The sequence below is a fragment of the Saccharomonospora cyanea NA-134 genome (assembly GCF_000244975.1).
Lineage (GTDB): Bacteria > Actinomycetota > Actinomycetes > Mycobacteriales > Pseudonocardiaceae > Saccharomonospora > Saccharomonospora cyanea.
The window spans coordinates 2,246,859-2,269,125 of the sequence record NZ_CM001440.1 but is presented as its reverse complement, the minus strand read 5'-3'; the positions used below and the strand labels follow the sequence as shown (position 1 = coordinate 2,269,125).

Annotated in this window: 18 protein-coding genes and 1 pseudogene; 15 read left to right on the top strand and 4 right to left on the bottom strand. The window is 70.6% G+C overall.

Translation table 11 applies throughout. The features are described 5' to 3' along the window. Nucleotides 1-2 precede the first annotated feature (2 nt). The 12 genes and pseudogenes from lipA to SACCYDRAFT_RS10765 form a co-directional block, all read left to right on the top strand. Nucleotides 3-941, top strand: a pseudogene (lipA, locus tag SACCYDRAFT_RS10820) (lipoyl synthase); the annotation flags it as partial. A gap of 154 nt (nt 942-1,095) precedes the next feature. Next, the gene (locus tag SACCYDRAFT_RS10815; RefSeq protein ID WP_005456115.1) at nt 1,096-1,749 is read left to right on the top strand and encodes a DUF1326 domain-containing protein; all 654 of its coding nucleotides are present in this window, start codon (nt 1,096-1,098) and stop codon (nt 1,747-1,749) included. A 2-nt stretch (nt 1,750-1,751) separates the two neighbouring features. Further along, nucleotides 1,752-2,564 (top strand): DUF2182 domain-containing protein, encoded by an 813-nt coding sequence (locus SACCYDRAFT_RS10810; protein WP_005456114.1) that lies wholly within the window; start codon nt 1,752-1,754, stop codon nt 2,562-2,564. A gap of 161 nt (nt 2,565-2,725) precedes the next feature. Beyond that, nucleotides 2,726-3,898 carry an ROK family transcriptional regulator gene (locus SACCYDRAFT_RS10805; protein ID WP_043536369.1) on the top strand — a complete coding sequence of 391 codons (1,173 nt, stop codon included), beginning with the start codon at nt 2,726-2,728 and terminating at the stop codon, nt 3,896-3,898. Beyond that, nucleotides 3,899-4,921 carry an extracellular solute-binding protein gene (locus SACCYDRAFT_RS10800; RefSeq protein WP_005456112.1) on the top strand — a complete coding sequence of 341 codons (1,023 nt, stop codon included), beginning with the start codon at nt 3,899-3,901 and terminating at the stop codon, nt 4,919-4,921. 34 nt (nt 4,922-4,955) lie between these two features. Beyond that, nucleotides 4,956-6,020 carry an ABC transporter ATP-binding protein gene (locus SACCYDRAFT_RS10795; RefSeq protein ID WP_005456109.1) on the top strand — a complete coding sequence of 355 codons (1,065 nt, stop codon included), beginning with the start codon at nt 4,956-4,958 and terminating at the stop codon, nt 6,018-6,020. Then, on the top strand, nt 6,017-7,783 hold the full coding sequence (locus SACCYDRAFT_RS10790) for an ABC transporter permease (RefSeq protein WP_005456098.1): 1,767 nt from the start codon (nt 6,017-6,019) through the stop codon (nt 7,781-7,783). The genes SACCYDRAFT_RS10795 and SACCYDRAFT_RS10790 overlap by 4 nt, the downstream gene beginning before the upstream one ends. 29 nt (nt 7,784-7,812) lie before the next feature. Further along, nucleotides 7,813-9,276 carry a lyase family protein gene (locus SACCYDRAFT_RS10785; RefSeq protein WP_005456097.1) on the top strand — a complete coding sequence of 488 codons (1,464 nt, stop codon included), beginning with the start codon at nt 7,813-7,815 and terminating at the stop codon, nt 9,274-9,276. Nucleotides 9,277-9,284: 8 nt separating this feature from the next. Continuing rightward, nucleotides 9,285-10,247, top strand: a complete 963-nt coding sequence (locus SACCYDRAFT_RS10780) for a carbohydrate kinase family protein (protein WP_005456096.1) — start codon at nt 9,285-9,287, stop codon at nt 10,245-10,247. Continuing rightward, nucleotides 10,244-11,224 carry an amidohydrolase family protein gene (locus SACCYDRAFT_RS10775; protein WP_005456095.1) on the top strand — a complete coding sequence of 327 codons (981 nt, stop codon included), beginning with the start codon at nt 10,244-10,246 and terminating at the stop codon, nt 11,222-11,224. Before SACCYDRAFT_RS10780 ends, SACCYDRAFT_RS10775 begins: the two co-directional genes overlap by 4 nt. Then, nucleotides 11,221-12,255: an SIS domain-containing protein gene (locus SACCYDRAFT_RS10770; protein WP_005456094.1), complete on the top strand. Its 1,035-nt coding sequence runs from the start codon at nt 11,221-11,223 to the stop codon at nt 12,253-12,255. Before SACCYDRAFT_RS10775 ends, SACCYDRAFT_RS10770 begins: the two co-directional genes overlap by 4 nt. Nucleotides 12,256-12,428: 173 nt before the next feature. After that, a complete protein-coding gene (locus SACCYDRAFT_RS10765; RefSeq protein WP_005456093.1) occupies nt 12,429-13,691 on the top strand; it encodes a hypothetical protein in 1,263 nt (420 codons plus the stop codon). A 19-nt stretch (nt 13,692-13,710) separates the two neighbouring features. Here SACCYDRAFT_RS10765 and SACCYDRAFT_RS10760 read toward each other — a convergent pair whose 3' ends face one another. Next, nucleotides 13,711-14,271, bottom strand: coding sequence for a cysteine dioxygenase family protein (locus SACCYDRAFT_RS10760; RefSeq protein WP_005456092.1), 561 nt, complete (start codon nt 14,269-14,271; stop codon nt 13,711-13,713). A gap of 151 nt (nt 14,272-14,422) precedes the next feature. Here SACCYDRAFT_RS10760 and SACCYDRAFT_RS10755 point away from each other — a divergent pair, with 151 nt between their 5' ends. Then, the gene (locus SACCYDRAFT_RS10755; RefSeq protein ID WP_005456090.1) at nt 14,423-15,019 is read left to right on the top strand and encodes a class I SAM-dependent methyltransferase; all 597 of its coding nucleotides are present in this window, start codon (nt 14,423-14,425) and stop codon (nt 15,017-15,019) included. Between the two features lie 40 nt (nt 15,020-15,059). Here SACCYDRAFT_RS10755 and SACCYDRAFT_RS10750 read toward each other — a convergent pair whose 3' ends face one another. The 3 genes from SACCYDRAFT_RS10750 to SACCYDRAFT_RS10740 are packed head-to-tail and all read right to left on the bottom strand — an operon-like array spanning nt 15,060 to nt 20,674. Next, nucleotides 15,060-16,343 (bottom strand): hypothetical protein, encoded by a 1,284-nt coding sequence (locus SACCYDRAFT_RS10750; RefSeq protein WP_005456089.1) that lies wholly within the window; start codon nt 16,341-16,343, stop codon nt 15,060-15,062. Continuing rightward, nucleotides 16,340-16,672 (bottom strand): hypothetical protein, encoded by a 333-nt coding sequence (locus SACCYDRAFT_RS10745; protein ID WP_005456087.1) that lies wholly within the window; start codon nt 16,670-16,672, stop codon nt 16,340-16,342. Before SACCYDRAFT_RS10745 ends, SACCYDRAFT_RS10750 begins: the two co-directional genes overlap by 4 nt. Before the next feature lie 12 nt (nt 16,673-16,684). Next, nucleotides 16,685-20,674 carry a type VII secretion protein EccC gene (locus tag SACCYDRAFT_RS10740; RefSeq protein ID WP_005456085.1) on the bottom strand — a complete coding sequence of 1,330 codons (3,990 nt, stop codon included), beginning with the start codon at nt 20,672-20,674 and terminating at the stop codon, nt 16,685-16,687. 229 nt (nt 20,675-20,903) lie between these two features. Between SACCYDRAFT_RS10740 and SACCYDRAFT_RS26845 the strand changes: the two genes are divergently transcribed. Next, nucleotides 20,904-21,338 (top strand): WXG100 family type VII secretion target, encoded by a 435-nt coding sequence (locus SACCYDRAFT_RS26845; protein ID WP_232283809.1) that lies wholly within the window; start codon nt 20,904-20,906, stop codon nt 21,336-21,338. Nucleotides 21,339-21,372: 34 nt separating this feature from the next. After that, on the top strand, nt 21,373-21,666 hold the full coding sequence (locus SACCYDRAFT_RS10730) for a hypothetical protein (RefSeq protein ID WP_005456083.1): 294 nt from the start codon (nt 21,373-21,375) through the stop codon (nt 21,664-21,666). The last annotated feature ends 601 nt before the right edge of the window (nt 21,667-22,267 follow it).

The following is a 22,267-nucleotide window of genomic DNA, read 5'->3' as shown; positions in this document are numbered from 1 at the left end:
CGATGTCCACCATCGCACCAGGCGAACGCAAGCCGCTCCGGTTGGAGGTGCGCAACAGCCGGACTCCCATCGAACGCAAACCCGAGTGGATCAAGACTCGCGTGCGGACCGGGCCCGAGTACGTCGCCCTCCGCGAGCTGGTGCGCCGGGAAGGGCTGCACACCGTCTGCGAGGAAGCCGGGTGCCCCAACATCTTCGAGTGCTGGGAGGACCGGGAGGCCACGTTCCTCGTGGGCGGTGACCGGTGCACGCGCCGCTGCGACTTCTGCCTCATCGACACCGGGAAGCCCGAGCCGCTCGACCGCGACGAGCCGCGCCGTGTGGCGGAATCCGTGCTGGCGATGGACCTGAACTACGCGACGGTCACCGGCGTGGCCCGCGACGACCTCCCCGACGGCGGTGCCTGGCTCTACGCCGAGACCGTGCGCCGCATCCACGCGGTCACCGCGGGCCGCGCCGCCGGGCAGACCGGAGTGGAGCTGCTCGCTCCGGACTTCGAGGCCGCTCCCGGTGCGCTGGCCGAGGTGTTCTCGGCCCGCCCCGAGGTGTTCGCCCACAACGTCGAGACCGTGCCCCGCGTGTTCCGGCGCATCCGGCCGGGCTTCCGCTACGAGCGGTCGCTCGACGTGCTCACGCGGGCCCGGGAAGCCGGGCTGGTCACCAAGTCGAACCTGATGTTGGGTCTCGGCGAGACCCGCGCCGAACTCAGCGAGGCGCTGCGGCGCCTCCGTTCCGCGGGGTGCGAACTGATCACCATCACCCAGTACCTGCGCCCCTCGGTACGCCACCACCCGGTGCAGCGCTGGGCGAAGCCGGAGGAGTTCGTCGAGCTGCGGGAGGAAGCCGAGGCCCTCGGCTTCTCCGGCGTCATGTCGGGCCCTCTCGTGCGCTCGTCCTACCGGGCGGGAAGGCTCTACCAGCAGGCCGTCCGACGGCGCGGGCCCGCCTCGAACGGTGACCAGCCGTGAGCGTGCCCGTGGCGTGCCTACGCAGTTTGCGCACTGTTCGCGCCCCACGGCGGCACCGGGTGGGGTGGAATCCCGGCGAGGCGTAGCGTGGGATCCGCCGACGACCCGACACATTCGGGAGGCGACCATGGATTCGTCCGCGGTGTCGAAGTGGCGTCTCGAAGGCGTGTGGTTCGACGTCTGCAAGTGCTCGATCCCCTGCCCCTGCTCCTTCGCCCAGTCCCCCACCTACGGCGACTGCGACGGGGTGCTCCTCTGGCACATCCGTCGCGGTCAGTACGGCGACACGCGGCTGGACGGGCTCAACGTGGCCATGCTCGGGTCGTTCACGGGCAACGTCTGGAGCGGTGAGCACACCGACGCCTACGCGGTGGTCTTCTTCGACGAACGCGCCGACGAGGAGCAGCGCGCGGCGTTGCAGACCGTGTTCGGTGGTCAGGCGGGTGGCTGGCCCGCGCGGTTCTCGTCCATGTTGAACGCGGAGATGCGCGGAATGGAGTTCGCTCCGATCGAGGTGTCGATCGCCGACGACCTCGCCACCTGGGGGGTGCGGGTGCCCGGCAGGGCGGAGGCACGGGCCGAGGCGCTGACCGGCCCGACCTCGTCCCCCGACGCACGGGTGCAGGTGCACAACCTGCCCGGCGCCGAGGTCGGTCCCGGCCAGCCACCCGCCACGTGGGGCAAGGCGGTCGTCGACCGCGCCGACGCCTACGGCTACCAGCGGGATCGCTCCGGCAACTCCAGCAAGCTCATTCCGTTCGACTGGTCGGGGCCCGACTGAGCATGACCCGGCAGGCACTCGGGCGTGGCATCCCTTCGGTCCGCGCGTGGACCCGGGTCGAGTTGCTGCTCGCCGCGCTCCTGCTCGCTCTCGCCGCGACGGCGTGGGTGCTCACCAGCGTGCTGGCGATGCCGGACATGCGGCTGGGCATCCTCTCCGGATCTTCGCCGATGGAGCCGGGCATGGCCTCGATGTCCGTCGGCCTGGGCCTCTTCGTGCTGACCTGGGTGGTGATGATGGCGGCCATGATGCTGCCCGCCGTCACCCCGTTCACGGTCGGGATCAGGAGGCTGGTGTCCGCGGGGTCGCGCACGCGCGTCATGGTGGCCGGGTTGACGGTCGGGTACCTCGTGGTGTGGAGTGCCGCCGGGGTGGTCGCGTACGCGGTCGTGCGCGGCTTCGACGCCGTGGTGCAGGCCGGGAGCACGACCTCGGTGAGAGCCGGAGCGGTCGTTCTGCTCGCCGCGGGCTGCTATCAGTTCACCCCGCTGAAACGGTGGTGCCTGGTGCGTTGCCGCTCGCCGCTGGCTCTGGTCATGCGGCACGGTCCACAGGCGGCGCGCGGCCCCGGGGGAGCGCTCGCGGTCGGTGCGCGCCACGGTGGTTACTGCGTCGGTTGTTGCTGGGGGTTGATGGCCGTCCTGCTCGCGGCGGGCGTGATGAGCCTGGTGTGGATGGCCGTCATCGCGGCGGTGATCACGATCGAGAAGGTGCTGCCCCGCCCCGACCTGACCAGTCACCTCGTGGGAGCGGGCCTTCTCGGCGCGGGTGTCGCGTTGTTCGTCGCTCCCGGCCTCGTCGCCGCCCCCATGTGACCGTTCCCGAGTCGGCGAGGGGCGTCCGCGAGTCCGGAGTGGAGCACGCCGACACGTGAGCGGACACCGCTCGCCGCTGCCGGGAGGATCGCTCCGTGTGTCCGGACGACTACGTAAAACGATCTTCCCAAACTTACTTCGGATGCCGTATAAAGTTCGCCATGTCTCATCCAGCCGAACGGTCGGCGCCGACCGGGCAGGAAGCGCTGCGCCGCATCCGCACGGGCGCCGTGCTGGCAGCGCTTCGGGAACACGGTCCCGTTTCCCGGACGGAACTGGCCGAGCTGACCGGCTACCGGCCGTCCTCGCTCACGGTGATCGTTCGGGACCTCATGGCCACCGGCCACATCGTTCAGGTCGGCACCGCGGGTTCGTCGGGTGGACGACGCCCCCACCTGCTGCGGTTCAACCCGTCCGCCGAGTCGCTGGTCGCGCTCTCCCTCGAAGGCGAGCAGGCCAACGCGGCCGTCGTCGACCTCTCCGGGGAGCTGCTCAGCGGCCACAGCCGCCGTGTGGACCCGGCCGAACCCCTCGGCGATCTGGTCGCCGTCGTCGCCGAGGCGCTCGACGCGAACCCGCAGCCCCGGCCCAGCCGCGTGGTGTTCTCCCTCCCCGGTGTCGCCACCGAGAAGGGAGCGGTCACCCTCTCCCCCGTCCTGCGCGCCCTCGGGGAGGACTCGCTGGCCGCGATGCTGTCCGACCGGCTGGGCCTGCCGGTGCAGATCGAGAACGACGTGAACCTCGTCGCCCTCGGGGAACGGGAGCGCGGCGCGGCGACCGATGTGGACGACCTCGTGCTCGTCTACGTCGGCTACGGGATCGGCGCCGCCGTGGTCAGCGACGGGTCGCTGTGCCGGGGAGCGGCAGGCTTCGCAGGCGAGATCGGTTTCCTGCCCACGAGCGTTCCTCCCGGCCCGCACACCGGTGACCGCGGTCCCTTCGAACAGCGGTGGAGTGTTCCGGGAATCGGTGCCGCGCTGTCCGAGCTGGACGGTCACGAGAGCCGGGACCCGGTCGCCGCGCTGGCGGCGCGTGTCGCGGAGCCCGCCGTGGCCTCACTGCGTCGCCAGGTCATCGAGGCATGGGCCTTCGCCGTCGTCGTCTGCTCGTGCGTGACCAACCCGGCCCGCGTGGTTCTCGCCGGAGCCGCACCCCGGCTCGGCGATGCCGGGCTCACCGAACTTCGCGACCTCGTCCGGGCGGCGGCACCCTCCGCTCCCGAGGTCGTCTACGCCGAACTCGGACCCCAGGCCCTGAATGTCGGGGCCGTCTCACCTTCCCTGTTGTCCCACGCTGCGAACCCCGCGCAGCCATTGCCACGAAAGGGCAGCTAGATGCGCAGAATCCTGACCCTCCTGTCCGGCGTGCTGCTACTCGCCGGACTCACCGCCGGCTGCGGACTCCAGTCCGCCGGAGACGGCGGCGGACTGACGATCTACACGGCCCGGGACAAGGGTCTCGCCGAGAAGGTGGTGCGGGACTTCGAGGCCGCGCACCCCGAGTACGAGGGCAAGGTCCGTCTGCTGACCCTCGGCGCGCAGGAGGCGTTCGAACGCGTCTCGGCCGAGAAGGGCCGTCCGCAGGCCGACATCTGGTGGGGCGGCACCCAGCAGCAGTTCACCCTCGCCGCGGAGCAGGACCTGCTCGCGCCCGCGCCCCAGGATGTCCGCGAGACCGTCCCCGAGCGCTACCGTGACGCGGAAGGCCGCTGGCTGGGCGAGATGGTGCTCGCCGAGGTGATCTTCTACAACGAGAACATGCTCAGCCCCGAGGAAGCGCCGAAGGACTGGGACGATCTGGTCGAACCCCAGTTCAAGGACAAGATCATCATTCGCGACGTGGCCGCCTCCGGCACCATGCGCAGCATCTACTCGGCGATGATCGCGCGGGCCGACGACACCGAGGCCGGCTACGACTGGCTGCGCAAGCTCGACGCCAACACCAAGGTCTACGCCGCCAACCCGACCGACCTGTACCTGCGGATCCAGCGCGAGGAAGCGCCCGTGAGCGTGTGGAACCTGCAGGACGTACTGCTCCAGCAGCAGAAGCACGACGCACCGTTCAAGCCGGTCTCGGCGGCCTCCGGGGTCCCGCAGCTGGTCGACGGGGTCGCCAAGGTCAAGGGCGGCCCGAACGGCGAGGCCGCGGACGCGTTTTTGAAGTTCCTGCTCCAGCAGGACACCCAGAAACAACTCGCCGAGGAGTACTACCAGATTCCCACCGTCGAGCTCGAGCAGGAGCCGAGCTGGCTCGCCCCGCTGAAACTGACCGAGATGCCGGTGGACTGGGACCTGGTCGCTGCCAAGGAGAAGGAATGGATCTCCTACTGGAGCGAGAACATCAAGAACGAGCAGTGACCACACCGGTGCCCGTGTGGAGGAAACCCAGCCCATGATCCCCGTTCGCCTCGACCGAATCAGCAAGAGCTACGGCTCTGCGGCGCCGGTGGTGCACGATGTCGACGTCACCATCTCCGCCGGTGAGTTCTTCACCCTGCTCGGCCCGTCCGGGTGCGGAAAGTCGACGACGCTTCGCATGATCGCCGGATTCGTGTCGCCCACCAGCGGTCGCATCCTGTTCGACGGCCGTGACATGACGGCCGTCCCGCCGAACAAGCGCGGCACCGGCATGGTGTTCCAGAACTACGCCCTGTTCCCGCACTACGACGTCGCCCAGAACGTCGCGTACGGGCTGGTGTCACGGAAGGTGGCCAAGGAGGAGCGCCGTCGGCGGGTCGCCTCCGCCCTGGAGTCGGTCGGGCTCGGCGGCTACGCCGAGCGCCGGATCGACCAGCTCTCGGGCGGTCAACAACAGCGGGTGGCGCTGGCTCGCGCGCTCGTGATCGAGCCCGCCGTGCTGCTGCTCGACGAGCCGCTGTCCAACCTGGACGCCAAGCTGCGCGAGGAGATGCGCACGGAGATCCGTCGAGCCCAGAAGAACGCGGGTATCACCAGCGTCTACGTCACCCACGACCAGGGTGAGGCGATGGCGATGAGTGACCGCATCGCCGTGTTCGACGCGGGGAAGCTCCACCAGATCGGTACGCCTCGCCAGGTCTACCACCAGCCGGCGTCGGCGTTCGTGGCCCGTTTCATCGGACGCAGCAACGTGCTGCCCGGTGAGGTCGTCGGCCGGGAGGGCGAGCGGGCGGCGGTGAAGCTGGACAGCGGAGCGACGGTGCTGGCCGGGCATCCCGAGGACCTCGGGGTCGACACGGGCGAGTCGGTCGCCGTGTCGGTCCGGCCGGAGCATCTCACATTCGCCGAGCCCGGTGACGGGATCTTCGACGCCGTCGTGCGGGGCATCGAGTTCACCGGTTCGAGCTGCCAGTTCGACCTGCTCGCCGGTGAACTCGAACTGGCGGTCACCGTGGCCGACCGAGCCGACCTGCCGCGGCCCGGGGACAGGGTGGGCGTGCGGGTGGAACCCGGGCGCGCCTGGGTGGTGCGGCCATGAGCGCTCCGGCCACCACACGACCCACCAGCGCCCAGGACGCTCCGCCGCCTGCCCCGCCCAGGCGGCGGAGACTGTTCGCGCCCGAAGGCGACCGGTTCGTCTACGTGCTCGCGCTCCCGGTCGTCGCCGTCCTGCTGTTCCTGGTGGTCATCCCGATGGCGACCACCGCGGGGACCTCGGCGGGAGGCGAGGGCTTCGCGGCGAACTACGGGAGCCTGTTCGGCGGCGCCTCCGGCCGGGCGCTGCTGCTGTCGGTGGTCACGTCGCTGGCCTCGGTGGTGTGCTGCGGTGTCATCGGCACGCTGCTGGCCGTGTTGATGCACCGGTTCGACTTCCCGGGGCGACGACTGCTGTCGGTGTTCGCGGTCCTGCCGATGGCGCTGCCGCCGCTGATCGGCGCGGTCTCCTTCGTGCTGCTGTACAGCGAGACCGGAATCGTGCCCCGGTCGCTGAGCGAGCTCTTCGGTATCTCGCCGTCGACCACCTCGGTGGGGGGCGTGGCCGGGGTGATCCTCGTGCACGCCTTCACCATGTACCCGTACTTCTACCTGTCGGTGTCCGCGGCGCTGGCCGGGCTGGACGGCTCGCTGGAGGAGGCGGCCACGAACCTCGGGGCGAGCCGGGCCAGGGTGTGGCGCACGGTCCTGCTGCCGATGCTCACCCCCGCGCTGGTCTCCGGCGCGCTGTTGACGTTCATGATGTCGATGGCGTCGTTCACGGCCCCGCAGCTGTACAACGTGCAGACCCTGACGATGGAGATCGTCTCGGCCCGCACCTCCGGCAACCAGGCGCTGGCGGCCACCCAGGCGACGGCGTTGACGGTGGTGTCCATCGCGTTCCTGGTGGGGATGCGCTGGTACCAGGGTCGCCGGGTGCACCGCAGCCTGTCGAAGGGCCACCCGAGTCCGCGCCGCTCCCCCGGTTCCGTACTGGGCAAGACGGCGGCGGGTGTCGGGAGCCTGCTGCTCACCATGCTGCTGATGGCGCCGGTACTGGTGATCGTGCTCGTGTCCTTCTCGGTCGACAGCTCGTGGACGACCCAGGTGCTGCCCAGCGAGTACACGCTCGACAACTACGTACGGATCTTCACCGATCCGCAGAGCCTCCTGCCCATCTCGGTGAGCCTGCAGATGAGCCTGCTGGCGACGGCGGCGGCGATCCTCGTCGGTGCGGCGACGGCGTGGGTGGTGGCCCGGTGGAAGCTGCCCGGCCGGTCCGTCCTCGACGTGATGATCATGCTCCCGTGGGCGTTGCCGGGCACGGTGATCGGTGTGAACCTCGTGACCGCGTTCAACGAGCCGAACGCGGGCAACCTCGGTCTGACCCTCGTGGGAACCCTGTGGATTCTGCCGGTCGCCTACTTCGTCCGGTTCGTGCCCCTGGTGTTCCGCTCGACGAGCGCCTCGCTGGACCAGATGGATCCGTCGCTGGAGGAGGCCGCCCGCAACCTGGGGGCCGGGCCGCTGCGCGTGCTGCGCACCGTGACCCTCCCGCTGGTGGTGCGCGGTGTGCTCGCCGGAGCGCTGCTGGCCTTCGTGGACGGCGTGGGAGAGTACGTCGCGTCGGTGGTCGTCTACCCGCCGGGGTTCCCGCCGATGTCGGTGGAGATCTACAACCGGATCTACTCCTCCGAGTTCGGCAGCGCCGCCGCCTACGGCACGTTGCAGATCGTGTTGATCCTGGCCGTGCTCGTCCTGTCCAACCGGCTCGGTGACGGGCCACGCAAGAAGTCGGCCGGTGCCACCGCGCTGCCGGTGGGCTGACCTTGCGCCACAACGGAGAAAGTTGTCTCATGCCGAAGCTGTCCACGTACTGGCAGAACCACCTCAGGGTCGCGTTCGAGGAGTCGGCGCCCCAGCTCTACCGCCCCATGCTGCAGGCCAGCCTCGCGCACGTCGTGATGCTCGCCGAGCAGGGTCTGCTGCCCGGAGAGCGCGCTCGGGCACTGCTCGGCGGGTTGCGCGAACTCCTCTCGGCCCCCGACGACCGGCTCGTGTTCGACGGCAGCGTCGAGGACGTCTACTACCTCGTCGAGCAGCGGCTCGCCGAGGCCGCGGGCGTCCAGCGCTCCGAACTGGACGTGCAACTCGCCCGCTCCCGCAACGACCTCGACGCCGGGGTCTTCCGCATGGTGCTGCGCGAGAACGTGCTCGAACAGGCACGCCTGGCGTGCGCGGCCGCCGAGGTCGCCGCGGCGCAGGCGGACCGGCACGCGGACGTGCTCATCGTCGGATACACCCACCGCAGGCCCGCACAGCCGACCACCCTGGGCCACGTACTGGCGGGGTACGCCGAAGCGCTGCTCAGCCAGGCCGGCGAGCTGCTGTCCGTCTACGACGAACTCAACGTCTCGCCCCTCGGGTCGTGCGCGTTCGCGGGCACCGACCTGCCGATCGCGCCCGACCGGCTCACGGAGCTGCTCGGGTTCCGGGAGACCTTCACCTCGTCCTACGAGGCGGTGGCGGGCGCCGAGCACCTCGTGCGGACCGCCGCGGTACAGGCCCGCATCCTGGCGAGCGGGGCCCGGATGGCCCGCACCATGCTGGACTGGATGACGTTCCGCTGGATCGTCACGCCCGACTCCTACTGCCAGGGCTCCAGCATCATGCCGCAGAAGAAGAACCCGGTGGTGCTCGAGCACATGTGCTCGATGGCAGGTGCCGCGGCGGCCGACCTCGCCGCGACGGTGAACAACGTCGGGGCGGCCTGGTACGAGGACTCGAACAACGCCACCACCGACGTGCAGCAGCACCTGTGGCGGGCCGGGGACCGGGCGGTGCGCTTCCTCACCCTGATGCACGGCCTGCTGACGGAGATCACGCCCCTGGAGCCACCCGCACCGGAGGAGGTGGTGGCCACGGGCGCCACCACGACGGCCGTCGCCGAAGCGCTCGCCGCGGCGGGCGTACCCTGGCGCGGCGCGCACTCCGTCGTCGGCGCGCTCGTGCGTCAGGCGCCTCCCGCGGAATGGACCACGGAGCTGGTGGCGAAGGCGATCACCGAGGCCGGCCTGGGTGAGGCCGACGACGCCGTCGTGGAGGCCGCGCTCGCCGCCGGGTTGCGTCCGCAGCAGGTGCTGGACCGGCCGCAGCCGGGTGGTCCGGGAACGGAGGCGGTGCGGCGCACGGCGCAGCGGGTCACCGAGCGCGCGGGCACGCTCACGACCGAGTTCGACTCCCGCCGGACCGAGTTGCGACGGGCCGAGGACGCGCTGACCTCCGCGGTCGACGCCGTGCTCGCCGGGGATCGGAGGTGACCCCGGCCGTGCCGGAAGGCCCTCGCGCAGATCGCATCACCGTCGTCGGCAACGTCAACCTCGACGTCGTCGTGGCCGGGGTGGCCGAACTCCCACCGCCCGGCACGGAGCGGATCGTTCCCTCGATCGCCGTGCGGCCCGGTGGGTCCGCGGCCAACACCGCCGTCACCCTGGCCAACCTCGGGCGCAGCACCGTGCTGGTCGGGCGTGTCGGCGACGACGGCACGGCCCGCCTGCTCGACGAGGAACTGAACCTCCCCGGCCTGCACACCCACCTGGTCCGCGCGCCCGGCGAGTCGACCTCGGTGACGGTCGCGGCCGAGGCTCCCGGACACGACCGCGCGTTCCTGTCCGCGCTCGGCGCGCTGGCCGACATGGACGCCTCCGCCGTGCCCGCGGAGGCGTTGGCCACCCGGTTTCTACTGCTGTCGGGCTACTTCCTCCTTCCCGTCATGCGGGGCGAGCGAGCACGGGAGCTGTTCTCCTCGGCACGCCGGGCCGGGGCGCGCACCGCGCTGGACACGGGGTGGGACCCCGGCAACTGGTCGGCGGGAACCCGCACCGAGGTGCTGCGCCTGCTGGAACTCGTGGACGTCTTCCTGCCGAACGCCGACGAGGTGTGCGCACTGGCCGAGAAGTCCGATGTGGACTCCGCTGCGCGTACGGTGGCCGAGAGCAGCGGGACGACGGTGGTCGCCAAGTGCGGCGCCCGGGGCGCGCTGGTGGTCACCCCGGACGGTTCGGTCACCGAATGCCCGACACCGCGGGTTCGGGTTCAGGACTCCACCGGTGCCGGTGACGCGTTCAACGCGGGCCTGCTGCATCGGCTCGCCGACGGCTCGTCCACCGTCGAGGCGGTGGGCTACGGAGTCCGGGTCGCGGCCACCGTGATCAGTCGTCCCTCGCACGACCGCCGGTTCTCGCCCGCCGACGTCCTGCCCGAGCAACGCGACGAGGTGGTGTCACGGTGACCGTCCCCACCGTGCAGGGGATCGAGGTGATCGACTTCCACCTGCACTTCCGCATCGAGCACGATCCGGCGACCCGGGACCTCTCCGGCGGTCAGTTCACCTGCTCCGACCACGACGAGGAAGCACAGCGCCGACGCGGGGAACTCGTGGCCGCGCAGTCGGCTCGCTGGCGGCGCGCGTGGGACTTCCCCGACCCGCAACCTTCGGGTGAGCGCACCTGGCAGGAGGAGGCCGACCTCTGGCTCGGCGAACTCGACCGGTACGGCATCGCTCACGCCACGTTCGTCACCGGGTGCGGTGACGACCGGGTCGCCGAGCTCGTGGCCAGGAACCCGCAGCGCTTCTCCGGCATGGCGAACCTGCGCGACCTGACCGAACCGGGAGCAGCGGAGCGGCTTCGGCGCTCGATCACCGAACTCGGCTTGCGTGGTCTGAAGCTGTTCGCTCCCCTGCTGCCGCACCGGATCGACGATCCGGCCGCCGAGGAGGTGTGGCGGGTCGCGGCCGAACACGGCATTCCCGTGCTCATCCACTTCGGACACTGTGGTTCGAGCGGTGGTATCGCGCACAACGCGCACATCGAGCCCGCGTGGCTGGAACCGGTCGCCAAACGGTTCCCCGGAATCCCGTTCGTGATCCCGCACTTCGGGGTTCAGCACGTACAGCAGGTGCTGTTCCTCGCCTGGGCGTGTCCCAACGTTCACGTGGACACGTCCGGCTCCAACCAGTGGGTTCGCTGGATGCCGTACAAGCTGACGCTGGAGGATCTGTTCCGGCGTTGTTACGAGACGATCGGGCCGGACCGGATCGTGTTCGGCAGCGACTCGTCGTGGTTCCCGCGCGGCTACTGCTACCGCTACCTCGCCGACCAGCTGCGGGTCTGCCACGAGATGGGCATGCCCGAAGCGGACCTCGCGAAGGTCTTCGGGGGCAACGCCGCCCGCCTGCTCCGACTCCCCCGACAAGGACACTCATGACGACACAGACCGAGCTCGGCGCGTGGATGGCGCAGGAGATCGCCGAGCAGCCGAAGGTCCTGGCCGACCTGGTGCGCGACCGGGCGGCTCTCCGCCGGACCGCCGACCACGTCCGGCGATTCCGGCCGAGATTCGTGCTGTTCGCCGCACGCGGTTCGAGCGACCACGCCGCCCTCTACGGGAAGTACCTGGTGGAGGTCGCACTCGGGCTGCCCGCCGGGTCGGTGTCACCGTCGACCACCACGCTGTACGGGGCTGAGCCGGACCTGCGCGACGTGCTGCTCGTCACGGTCAGTCAGAGCGGTGGCTCACCGGACCTGGTCGAGGTGACCGAGTCCGCCCGCAGCCGGGGCGCGCTGACGGTGGCCGTGACCAACACCCCGGACTCCCCCCTGGGAGCGGTCGCCGAGCACACGCTGGACATCGGTGCCGGACCGGAGCGCGCGGTGGCCGCCACCAAGACGTACACGGCGAGCCTGCTCGCGCTGTACCTGCTGGTGCGGGAGATCCGCGACACCCCGGAACCGCCGGACGCGGACGAGCTCGGCGAGTTGGCGCAGCGCTGCCTCGACGCAGGCGTCCAGCGGGTGGACGCGGTGGCGTCACGGTTGCGGTTCGCCGAGCGCGTCGTCACCACCGCGCGTGGCTACTCGCTGGCGACAGCCGCCGAGGCGGGGTTGAAACTGGCCGAGACCAGCTACCTCCTCACCCGCTACTACAGCGGCGCCGACCTGCTGCACGGGCCGATCGCGGCGGTCGGATCCGGTACCGCCGTGCTCGCCGTCTGCGGAACCGGGCCGGGTGGCCGGGCGATGTCCGAGGTGCTCGACCAGCTCACGACCCGAGGTGCCGAGGTGTTGCGGACCGGACCGGAGGCCGAGCACGACCTCCTCGTCCCCGCGCTGAGTGAGGACCTGGCGCCGGTGCTGGAGGTGTTGCCGCTGCAGCAGCTCGCGTGGCGGCTCGCCGTCGAGCGTGGCCTGGACCCCGACCGCCCGGACGGTCTGCGCAAGACCACCGAGACCCGGTGAGCAGGAGCCGTCGCCGGACGCCACATCCCACCGGGCGCCGGCGACGGCGACGCCTTTTGCCGCACAGCCCCGGGTTCGGACCGGATGCCGTGTCCGGTTGCTGTCACGAGCGCGCGCCCGCACGGTCCGGATGGTTACCGTCGTCCGGTCGGCTGAGCGGAAGGACTGGTTCGATGCGCATTCACCCGGCTGTCGCCTTCGTCTGTGTCGTCCTGGTAGCGGGGTGCGCAACCGGGGAGGCACCCCGGCAACATCCGGAGAAACCCCGACCGGACAGGGCGCTCGTCTCCTGGGCGGAGACCGTGTGCACACAGGCGAAGACCCTCGACGGTCTCCGCTCGCATGCCGACTCGCCGTACTACGCCATGCAGGTGGAGTCCGAAGTGTCCGGTGTACTGGCAGAGTTCTCCGCCCTCGAGGACTCGGGCGTCCGGCAGGCCGACGACTACGTCGCCGCGCTGGTGCGCGACCTCGAACGCCTGCGGGACGAGCTTTCCGCGGACGGTGACGGTAACTCCCCCGACTCGCCCGAGGAGTCCCGCGTCACCGAGCTCGTCGAGGGGCTCGGGCTCCAGGAGCCGAGGGTCGCGGCGCTCGCCGAACGGTCGAAGGAGCTCGCGCCGTCGGTGCATCTCGCTCCCGGCTGCGCGCCGCTGGAGCGGCCACCGGCGATGTCCACCCTCGCGACCCGCGACCTGGTGCTCTGGGCGGACACGATGTGCCGGACACACACCTCCGTCACGACGATGCCGGGACCGGGCGACGAACTGTTCGAGCACCCGCGGTTCGCCCCGTTCGAACAGTCGGACCTGGCGTCGTACCTCAGCTCCGTGCCCGGCAGGGTGGAAGTCCTCGTGGAGCCCGTGGCCGGGCTACGCGACACCGGGGTTCCCGTCGCGGACGCCTACCGGTCCCGTCTGCTTTCGGCGTTGCGCGAGGCCCGGGAGTCGCTCCCGCACGCGGCATCACCGCTCGACTACTACGACCTCTCGGTCGAGGAACTTCGTGCGAGAACGCGGGAGGTAGCCGACACGGTCGCGGCGATCGCGCCCCGCGACCCGGACCTGCCCGGCGTCGCCCGCCGGGATCCCGCGCTGTCCGCCGCCTACGACCTCGCGCCACACTGCGAACCTCCCGAGGCTCCGGCGTCGGCGTCCACGACCACCCTGCCCGCCGCGGAGAACGGCACCGACGTCGACGCCTGCGAGGACGGCACGTGCCAGATCGAGGTGTCCGCGCCCGTGGACGTCACCGTGAACGGGACTCGCTTCACGGTCGCCGTCAGCGACAGGACGGTGTGGATCAGCAGCGGCAGCGGCCTGATCAGGCTCACCGGGTCCGGCACCGGACGGTTCGGTGGGGAGGGGTCGACCGTCGTCTTCTCCGTGGCCGCGTCGACCGACACCACGGCGGTACTGGACGTGTCGACCGAATGACGACGGCGCGGCCAGGTGCTCATCCTGCCCCACCGGCCACCGGCAGGTCGTAGGTGCGGCGGATGCTGCTGCCGAGCCTGCGGATGTCCGCGCCGTAGATGTGCAGTGACACGGCCTTCTCGTCACAGCTGTTGCGGACGCGGTGGATGTCGCCGGGCGGGTCCAGCGCCGACACGGCCCCGGCCACGTTGACCGACTCGCCGGTGCGCACGAGGCGCGGCTGCCCTGCCACCTCGCGGATCTCGTAGACCTCCTCGGTCTCCTGCCCCTCGACCACTCCCGTGACACACCACGAGACGTGGTCGTGGACGGGAGTGGCCTGGCCGGGCAGCCACACGAGCGCGACGATCGAGAACGCGCCGTCCGGCTCCACGTGCACGATGTGCTGGGTGTAGTGGTCCGGATCGTGTTCGCGCAGGTGGCCGGGCAGCGGCAGGCCCGCCGACAACCGTTCGGACAGCAGTCCACCGACGCGGCGGGCGGCCACGGACGCGTCGGTCTCGCCTCGGACGGCCTGGCGCACCGAGGCGACGAGGCCGGCGAACTCGGTGGTCAGCGGCTCGCTCGTCTGCGTGGTCATATGGTCTTCTCTCCCTCCTCACCGCCGCCGGGATCGCCGACGACGACAGGTCGATCTCCCCGAGCATGGCCAATACGGAGCGGGGACGAAAGATCCGGCTCGCCGAAAGGACCGGAGCGGACACCGGGTGGTGGTCAGGCAGGATGGGGTCATGACGGATCGACCTCGATGGTTCACCGACACCAGGCCAGGCCACTCCGAGTGGTACATCGAACGCTTCCGGACCATGGCCCGTGAGGGCGCCGACCTGGAAGGCGAAGCGCGCCTGATCGACGCGATGGTCCGGCCGGGCTCACGGATCCTGGACGCCGGCTGCGGTCCCGGCCGGGTCGGTGCGGCTCTCCACCGACGCGGGCACACCGTGGTCGGCGTCGACGTCGATCCGGCCCTGATCGAGGCCGCCGCCCACGATCATCCGGGGCCGCGCTGGGTGGTCGGTGACCTGGCGAGCGTCGACCTGGCCTCGCTCGGGGAGGAACCGTTCGACCTCGCCGTGGTGCCCGGCAACGTGATGGTCTTCCTCGCCCCGGGGTCCGAACGCACGGTGCTGCGGCGACTGAGCGCATGCGTGCGGCCGGGCGGCCGGATCGTGGTCGGCTACCGGCGCGAGGACACCTACCCCTACGCACGGTTCGACGAGGACGTCGCCACGGTCGGGCTGCGGCTCGAACACCGGTTCTCCACCTGGGAACTCGATCCGTTCACCGACGAGTCCGACTTCGCGGTGAGCGTGTTGCGAGTGAGCTGAACACCGCTGCGGCCGACGGATCTCCTGCCCGCGCCGCGGTCTAATGCCGCGGTCGCGGACGACGTGATCCTCTCACCTGGTCGGGCTGGACCGCTTCGGGCTTCAGCGGGGACACGGAGCCGGGGTTCGTCACCTGCCACACCTCGTGGTCGAGCGCGTCCTCGGCCGCGGACGCTGCCGGGGTGCTCCTGGGATCGGCCATGGCGATCGGACGGTAGCCGCTCGCCGTGGGGTTCGCCACGGCGGAACGCCCCCGCAGCCGGGCGGGAACACCCGGCGTGGTGGGTTTCCCCACCCGTCGCCGGCCGCCGTCCAGTGGCTGTGCGGTGCCGGACCGCCGACCACCCGCGCGGCCTGCCGTCGGCATCATGGGCGGCATCATCATGGGCGGGAACATGCGACCGGCGCCGGACGCCACCGAGGGACTCGCGCCACCTGCACCGCTCATGCGTTCGGGCGGCTGCGGGGCCTGCGGCACGGCCTCCGACTCGGTGATCGGGACGGGTTCGGCGACCTGTTCGATCCGTTCCGGGACTCGCGAGTCCGGTGGGGCGCTGCCGCCGAAACCCGCCGATGAGCCGTACGCACTCGCGTCGAACGGGACCCCCGCCGTGCCCGACGACCGCGGGTCCGGCGCAGCGGAACCGGGCGCCCCCGGGCGGGAAGCGTGCCCTCCCCTGGCCGCCGCACCGGGAGGAACGGCGATGAGCCCCGGCAGTGCGACGCTGCCCGGCGGCAGCCCCGCGCCACCGGCGGGGTCGAGCAACACGGAAGGCGCCGGAACGCCGGCGGGCGCTCCCGCGAGGGTGGGCCCCAGGGGAGTCGTCGATGGACAGCACCCGTGCGCCGGGTTCCCTGCCCCGACACCGTCTACCGTGGTCGCCATGAGTCGCGGCTCGTCACCAGCGGCGGCGAGCACGGCATCGGAGGCGGCCTGGAAGTACCTGCCGAGCTCGGCGAGGCGGGCGGTGGTCTCCTGCTGCCCCGTGGCGGTCATCCACCCGGCGCCACCCACCATCCTGGCGTGGGTCAGCTCCAGCTGCCTGGCGAGGTCGTCCAGCGCCCGCCACGGCCGGTGCTCGTCGAGCCGTGACAGCATCTCGTCGACCAGAGTCTTGCGCCGTACGACCTCACCGACGAACCGTTCCCCCGTCGAGTCAGTCCATTGTGGACTAAGGCAGTCGAGTTCGTGACGCAGTGAGTCGGACAGCTCTCGCAGCCTGTCGGCCACCGCGCGCCACATGCGGCCTGCCTGTTCGACACGGACGAGGTGCGTGTGGATCTCGACATCGACCAGGTCCGTATGCACTCGGTCAGGGTTCATGCCCGTTCCTCCGCAACGACGCCCAGCACCGCGCCCGCGACGGCGTGCGCCCCAGCTCGGTCGGTGGTCAGGTAGTCCTCCGCCGCCACGGCGGCGGCGCCCTTCAACGTCGCGACGGCGTCCGCGGTCTCGGTGAGGAAGGCGGTGAGGGCGAGAGTCGACACCGCGTCGGCGGCGGCGAAGACCCCGCACCCCGGCAGGACGCCGTGGCAGGTGGTGGGGTCGGGCGGATCGGCGACCACATCGGCGGTGACCGGCTCGGCGAGCCGCTCCGCGAAGCGGCGCATCGCCTCGGGGTCACCGTGCATCTCGTCACGTGCTGGGCACATACGGTTCTCCGTTCACACGTCGTCGTGGCGGGGCTCGGAAGGGTCGGACTTGGGCAGCCAGGCCAGCTGCACGAGCCGCGCGGTGTGCCGGCGACTGACCAGCCACGCCCTGCCCTGGGGAAGGAGCTGCGGTTTCATCCCGCCCAGCAACGGCCCCTCCTCCTTGTCGCCGGACATGAGCAGCCCCGGGGTTCCGATGTCCCGCAGCCGCGAGAGGAACGGTTCGAACAGTGCCCGGCTCGCGCCTCCGGTGCGGCGGGCGAGCACGACGTGCATGCCGATGTCACGGCCATGGGGCAGGTAGTCCAACAACGGCAGGAACGGGTTCTCCATCTGACTCACCACGAGGTCGTAGTCGTCGACCAGAATGAACAGCTCCGGCCCCTGCCACCAGCTGCGGTCACGAAGCTGTTCCGGCGTGACATCCGGCCCGGGCAGCCGCACGGCCATCTCGTCGGCCACCTGTCGCATCAGCCGCGACGTCGAGCCCCGGTCGGTGCCGTACCCGATCAGATGCTCGGACTCGACGTCACCGAGCAGGCTGCGCCGGTGATCGATGACGAGCAACCGCGCACGCCGAGGTCCGTAGCTGTCGGTGATGGCACGCGTGAGCGTCCTCAAAAACGTCGTCTTGCCCGCTTCGGTGTCACCGAGCAGTACGAGGTGGGCGTCGGCGCCGAAGTCGAGGCGAACCGGGCCGAAGTCGTGCTCGGCGATACCGACCGCGAGCCGGTGGGCGGCGGCGTCGTGCGCCCCGGACAGCTCGTCGTACGGCAACGTGGTGGGCAACAACCGCACCGAGGGCGCGGGCGGACCCTGCCATGCCGAGGACACGGTCTCCACGAGCCCCCGCACGCCGTCGGCGAGCTCCGTGGGGTCGTCGACGCCGTCGATACGTGGCAGCGCGATCAGCATCTGGTGCCTGCTCGTCGTGATTCCCCGCCCCGGCGCGGACGCCGGGACCTTGGATGCCGAAGCCCGGTCGACCATGCTGTCGACCGGGTCGCCGATACGCAGCTCCAGCCTGCTGCCGAACAGGTCGCGGATGTTCATGCGCAGGTCGAACAGCCGGGCGGCCGAGACGACCACGTGGACGCCGTACGACAGGCCGCGCGCGGCGATGTCGGCCACCACCGACTCCAGGTTCTCGAACTCGTTGCGCAGGGTGGCCCAGCCGTCGATGACGAGGAACACGTCGCCCCATGGGTCGTCGACGAGCTTCTCACGTCGCAGCCTCCGGTAGGCGTGCATGCCGTCGATCTCGTGCGTGGCGAAGTACCGCTCCCGTTGCGTGAGCAGGGTTCGTACCTCTGCGATCGTGCGCCGCACCGCTCCGACGTTCTGCCTGCCCGCGACGCCGCCGACGTGGGGCAGTCCCCGGACCGAGCCCAGCGTTCCACCGCCGAAGTCCAGGCAGTAGAACTGCACCTCACGAGCGGTGTGGGTGAGGGCGAGGCTGGCGATGAACGACCGCAGTGCGGTGCTCTTGCCGGACTGCGGCCCCCCGATCAGCAGCACGTGCCCCGCCGATCCGGACAGGTCCAGCACCAGCGGATCGCGGCGCTGCTCCAACGGCCGGTCGATGATCCCGATCACCGCACGCAGGGCGCCCGCCAGCCGTTCGTGCGTGGAGCCGAACCCTCGGTCGTCACCTCGGGTCAGGTTCGGCAGCAGCGCGTCCAGCGTGGGAGAGGAGGCCAACGGAGGCAACCAGACCTGGTGGGCGGGTTTACCACGACCTCGCAACCGTCCCACGATGATGTCCAGCAGGCTCTCCCCGACCACGTCCTCGTCGGGCGGCTGCTCCGTCTCGGCCTCAGCGTCGGCTGAGGGTGGGAGGTACCGCGTCGAGTAGTCCAGCAGCGTCACGGCGACGTCGTCACCGTCGTCGGTCGCGCCCCGTTCCTGCACGGCCCGCGCTCCGGACACGTAGGCGGAACGGAAGCGGACCATCCCGCTGTCGGTCCTCAGGAACCCGTGTCCGGGCGCGCGCGGGAGCGTGAACGCGTCCCCGACTCCCAGCACCGTGCGGCTTTCCATCTCGGAGAACGTGCGCAGACCGATCCGGTACGACAGGTGGGTCTCCAGGCCCCGGAGTCGTCCTTCCTCGAGCCGCTGACTCGCCAGCAGAAGGTGCACGCCGAGGGACCGCCCGACCCGGCCGATCTGCACGAACATGTCGATGAAGTCGGGCTTGGCGGACAGCAGTTCACTGAACTCGTCACAGATCACGAGCAGCGTCGGGACCTCCGGCAGTGGAGCACCCGTGGCGCGGGCCCGTTCGTACTCGCGCAGCGAGGCGAAGTTGCCCGCGGCGCGCAGCAGTTCCTGCCTGCGGAGCAGCTCGCCGTTGATCGCGTCGGTCATCCGGTCCACGAGATGCAGCTCGTCTGCGAGGTTGGTGATGACCGCGCTGGTGTGCGGCAGCGTGTCGAGGGTCGCGAAGGTCGCGCCGCCCTTGAAGTCGACGAGTGCGAAGTTCAGCGAACTCGGCGGGTGGGTCACCGCCAACGCCAGCACGATCGTCCGCAGGAGTTCACTCTTGCCGGAGCCGGTGGCTCCGATGAGCAGTCCGTGGGGCCCCATACCGTCCTGGGCCGACTCCTTCAGGTCCAGCTCCACCGGCGTGCCGTCGGAACGGATACCGAAACGGATGCGAAGCCTGTCCTTGGTCGGTCGCCGGACCCAGGTGCCGGCCACGTCGAACGTGCGGGGATCACCGATTCCGAGCAGGTCGGCGAGGTCGAGGTCGGCGTTCATCGGCTGGTCGGCCTTCCCACCCGCCCTCGCCCTCAGCGGAGCCAGCTGCCGGGCGATCCCTTCCGCGGTCGGCACGTCCACGGCGTCGGCCTGCCCGAGTTCGACGATCCCCTCGATCGTCTCGCTGGCCAGCGCCCCGTCCTGCCCGACGTGCAGCACGATGGCGGAGGGATCGAGCGCACGAGGTGGGGCGGAGCGGAGGTCGACGATCGTGACCCCTTCGAGCCCGCCGTCGGCCATGAGCGTGTCCGAGCCCGCCGTCGAACCACCGTCGAGGACCACGACGACGTGAGGCAGGGCGTCCCGGGTGTCGACCGCGGGATCGAACCTGCGCCGTTCCCCCAGCACGTCGTCGATCATCGCTTCGATCGAGACGATCGAACCCGCCATCAGCCGCAGCGGTCCGACGAGATCCTGGCGGTCCGGGTGCAGGGCGTGCGGCAGCCACTTGAGCCACTCCCAGTCCCTGTGCGCGTCCCCTCCCAGACACACCGCGATCCGCACGTCGTCCGGCGACTGCAACGCCGCGAGCTGCACGAGCACCGCCCGCACCAGTGCCATCGACCGGCTGCGGTCACCGCGCACGTAGACACGGCTGAACCCGTTGACGGCCATGGCCAGCGGCAGTCCCGGGACGGCCGTGTAGGTGGTGAGGAACCGCCGGAGCGCCAGTGCCGACAGCGGGTCCAGTTGCTCCAGCGGTTTGGCCTCCGGCGGCACGAGTGTCATCGCCGGGCTCTGCGGTCCCGTACCGATGCGGGCGACTCCGAAGTCGGCGTCGACGGCTCGGCGCTCCCACAGCCGGTAGCTCATGACCAAAGACAGCAACGCCGCGGGTTCCGGGTGGAGGTAAACCATGACGTCGCGCTGCTTGTGGACGGCGCGGACCAGCCGCAACCGGTTCCGGCTCAGATGCCGGAGATAACCTCGGCGCTCCAGGCCCATCTCGCGTTTGCCGGGGCCCGCGGAGTTGAGTAGCGCGAGCACGAGCATGCCCAGCATCCCGACCCCGAACAGAGCGAAGATCACCAGCCGGAGCACCCCGGAACCCTGCCCGAAGTCGCCGGAGAACATCAGCATCATCGCGGCCATCATGGCGAGCATGGGGAGCACCATGAGCAGCTGCGTCCACTGCCTGCCGGACGGCTGGGGGATCTCGGGCGGTGATTCCAGGACGAGTTCCCCGGAGGGTGGCTCCGGAGCCGGCCGGCGCGCCGGCCTGCGCACCACGACGGTGGCCATCACGATCCCTTCTCGCCCCGTAACACCGACGTCGGTGATTGTCTCGGGATCTCCGTGCGGTCGGCGGGTAGCTGGCAGGAACGTGCCGCGTACGCCCTCCGAGGAGTGGCGCCGGGCTAGCGTCGTCCGTGCCCGTTCGACTGTCCCGGATCCGGGTCCACTGCGGGCACACGGACGGCGTAAGCCGTATGGACGAAGGGAGAAGGCTGTGTTCGCTGGTGGCGGTCTGATGGACGCCAACACAGACACACTGGCGCGAGTGGTCCAGATGGCTGCGGTGGTGGTGCAGGAGATCGAAGGGCACCGCAGCAGGCTGGAGGGCGAAGTGAACTCCGTGATCCCCGCTCAGTGGAACATGGATCAGTCACGGGCCCTGCTCGTCGCGCACAGGAAGTGGGACGAGGCCATCCGGAACCTGTGCCAGAAACTCGAGAAGCTCGGCGAGGACACGCGACTGTCCATGAACGACTACCTCACGGTCGATCAGGAGGGCGCCTCGTGCCTGAACGGTGTCGGTGACGGTGGCGACTTCGGCGGTGGCGGCGATTCCGGTCGCGACGGCGGGGACGGCGGGGACGACGGGGACGACGACTCCGACGACGGTGGAGACGACAGGTCGTCCTCCGACACCTATGCCTTCGCGGGGCTGCTTCGCGCCCTGTGAGGGACCGACATCCACGATGGGAGGGAGTGAGACGATGACCAGGAAACTCGCGATGTTCGGTGCCCTGGACGGCCTTTCGATGAACATGAACGGTTGTGTCCAGGGTGTTCAGCAGTCGATCGACACGTGGGGCCAGGCCTGCGGCATGACGCAGGCCGACTGGACCGACCAGGCCGGCGGGCAGTTCGCCGAGATCAGCAGGGCGTGCCAGCAGGTGATGGCCGCGGGTCAGGAACTGATGCAGGCCATGAGCCAGGGCGTGCAGACCTGCAACCACGAGAACATGGCCGCCGTGCAGCGGTCCTGTGGCCGGATGGGCGGCTACTAGCAGCACACGAGAGTGTCCCGGTGCGTCCCGGCGCGCCGGGACACTCTTCCCGCCGTGTGAATCCCCTGGCCGGAAGGTGACAGCCCGCTCCACGCGGTACGCGCACACGGCAAGACTGAAACACCGCAGGACACGCACAATTCCAGTCCCGAGGAGTTCGAGATGTCGACGCCGTCCGGTGAGAGTTCGAGCCTGACCAGCGAAGGCGAAAACGCAGGCGGTCAACCCACACCGTCCACGCCGGAGCCGAAGTCCTCGCAGGACGCACCCGACGCCGGTGCACAGGCGAGCGAGGAACCGCCCGCAGCTGAGGAAAACCCCGCCGAGAGTCCGGTGCCGGACGCGCCCACGGGCGAGGGTGCGGACACGGCGGCAGAGCCGACGCCTCCTCCCGCACCGCCCGACGATGGCGAACCGCCCTCCGCCGAACCAGCGCCGGAGGGTGGTGCCCCGGCCCCTTCCGGGGAACCCGGTGCCGCCGGAGAAGCCGCTGGCGGTACCGAGCCCGGCTCCGGCTCGGACAGCGCCACGCCGCCGGGCGATACGGGCAAGCCAGGCACTGAGGGCGACACGACGTCACCCGGACAGGAAACCGCGACCG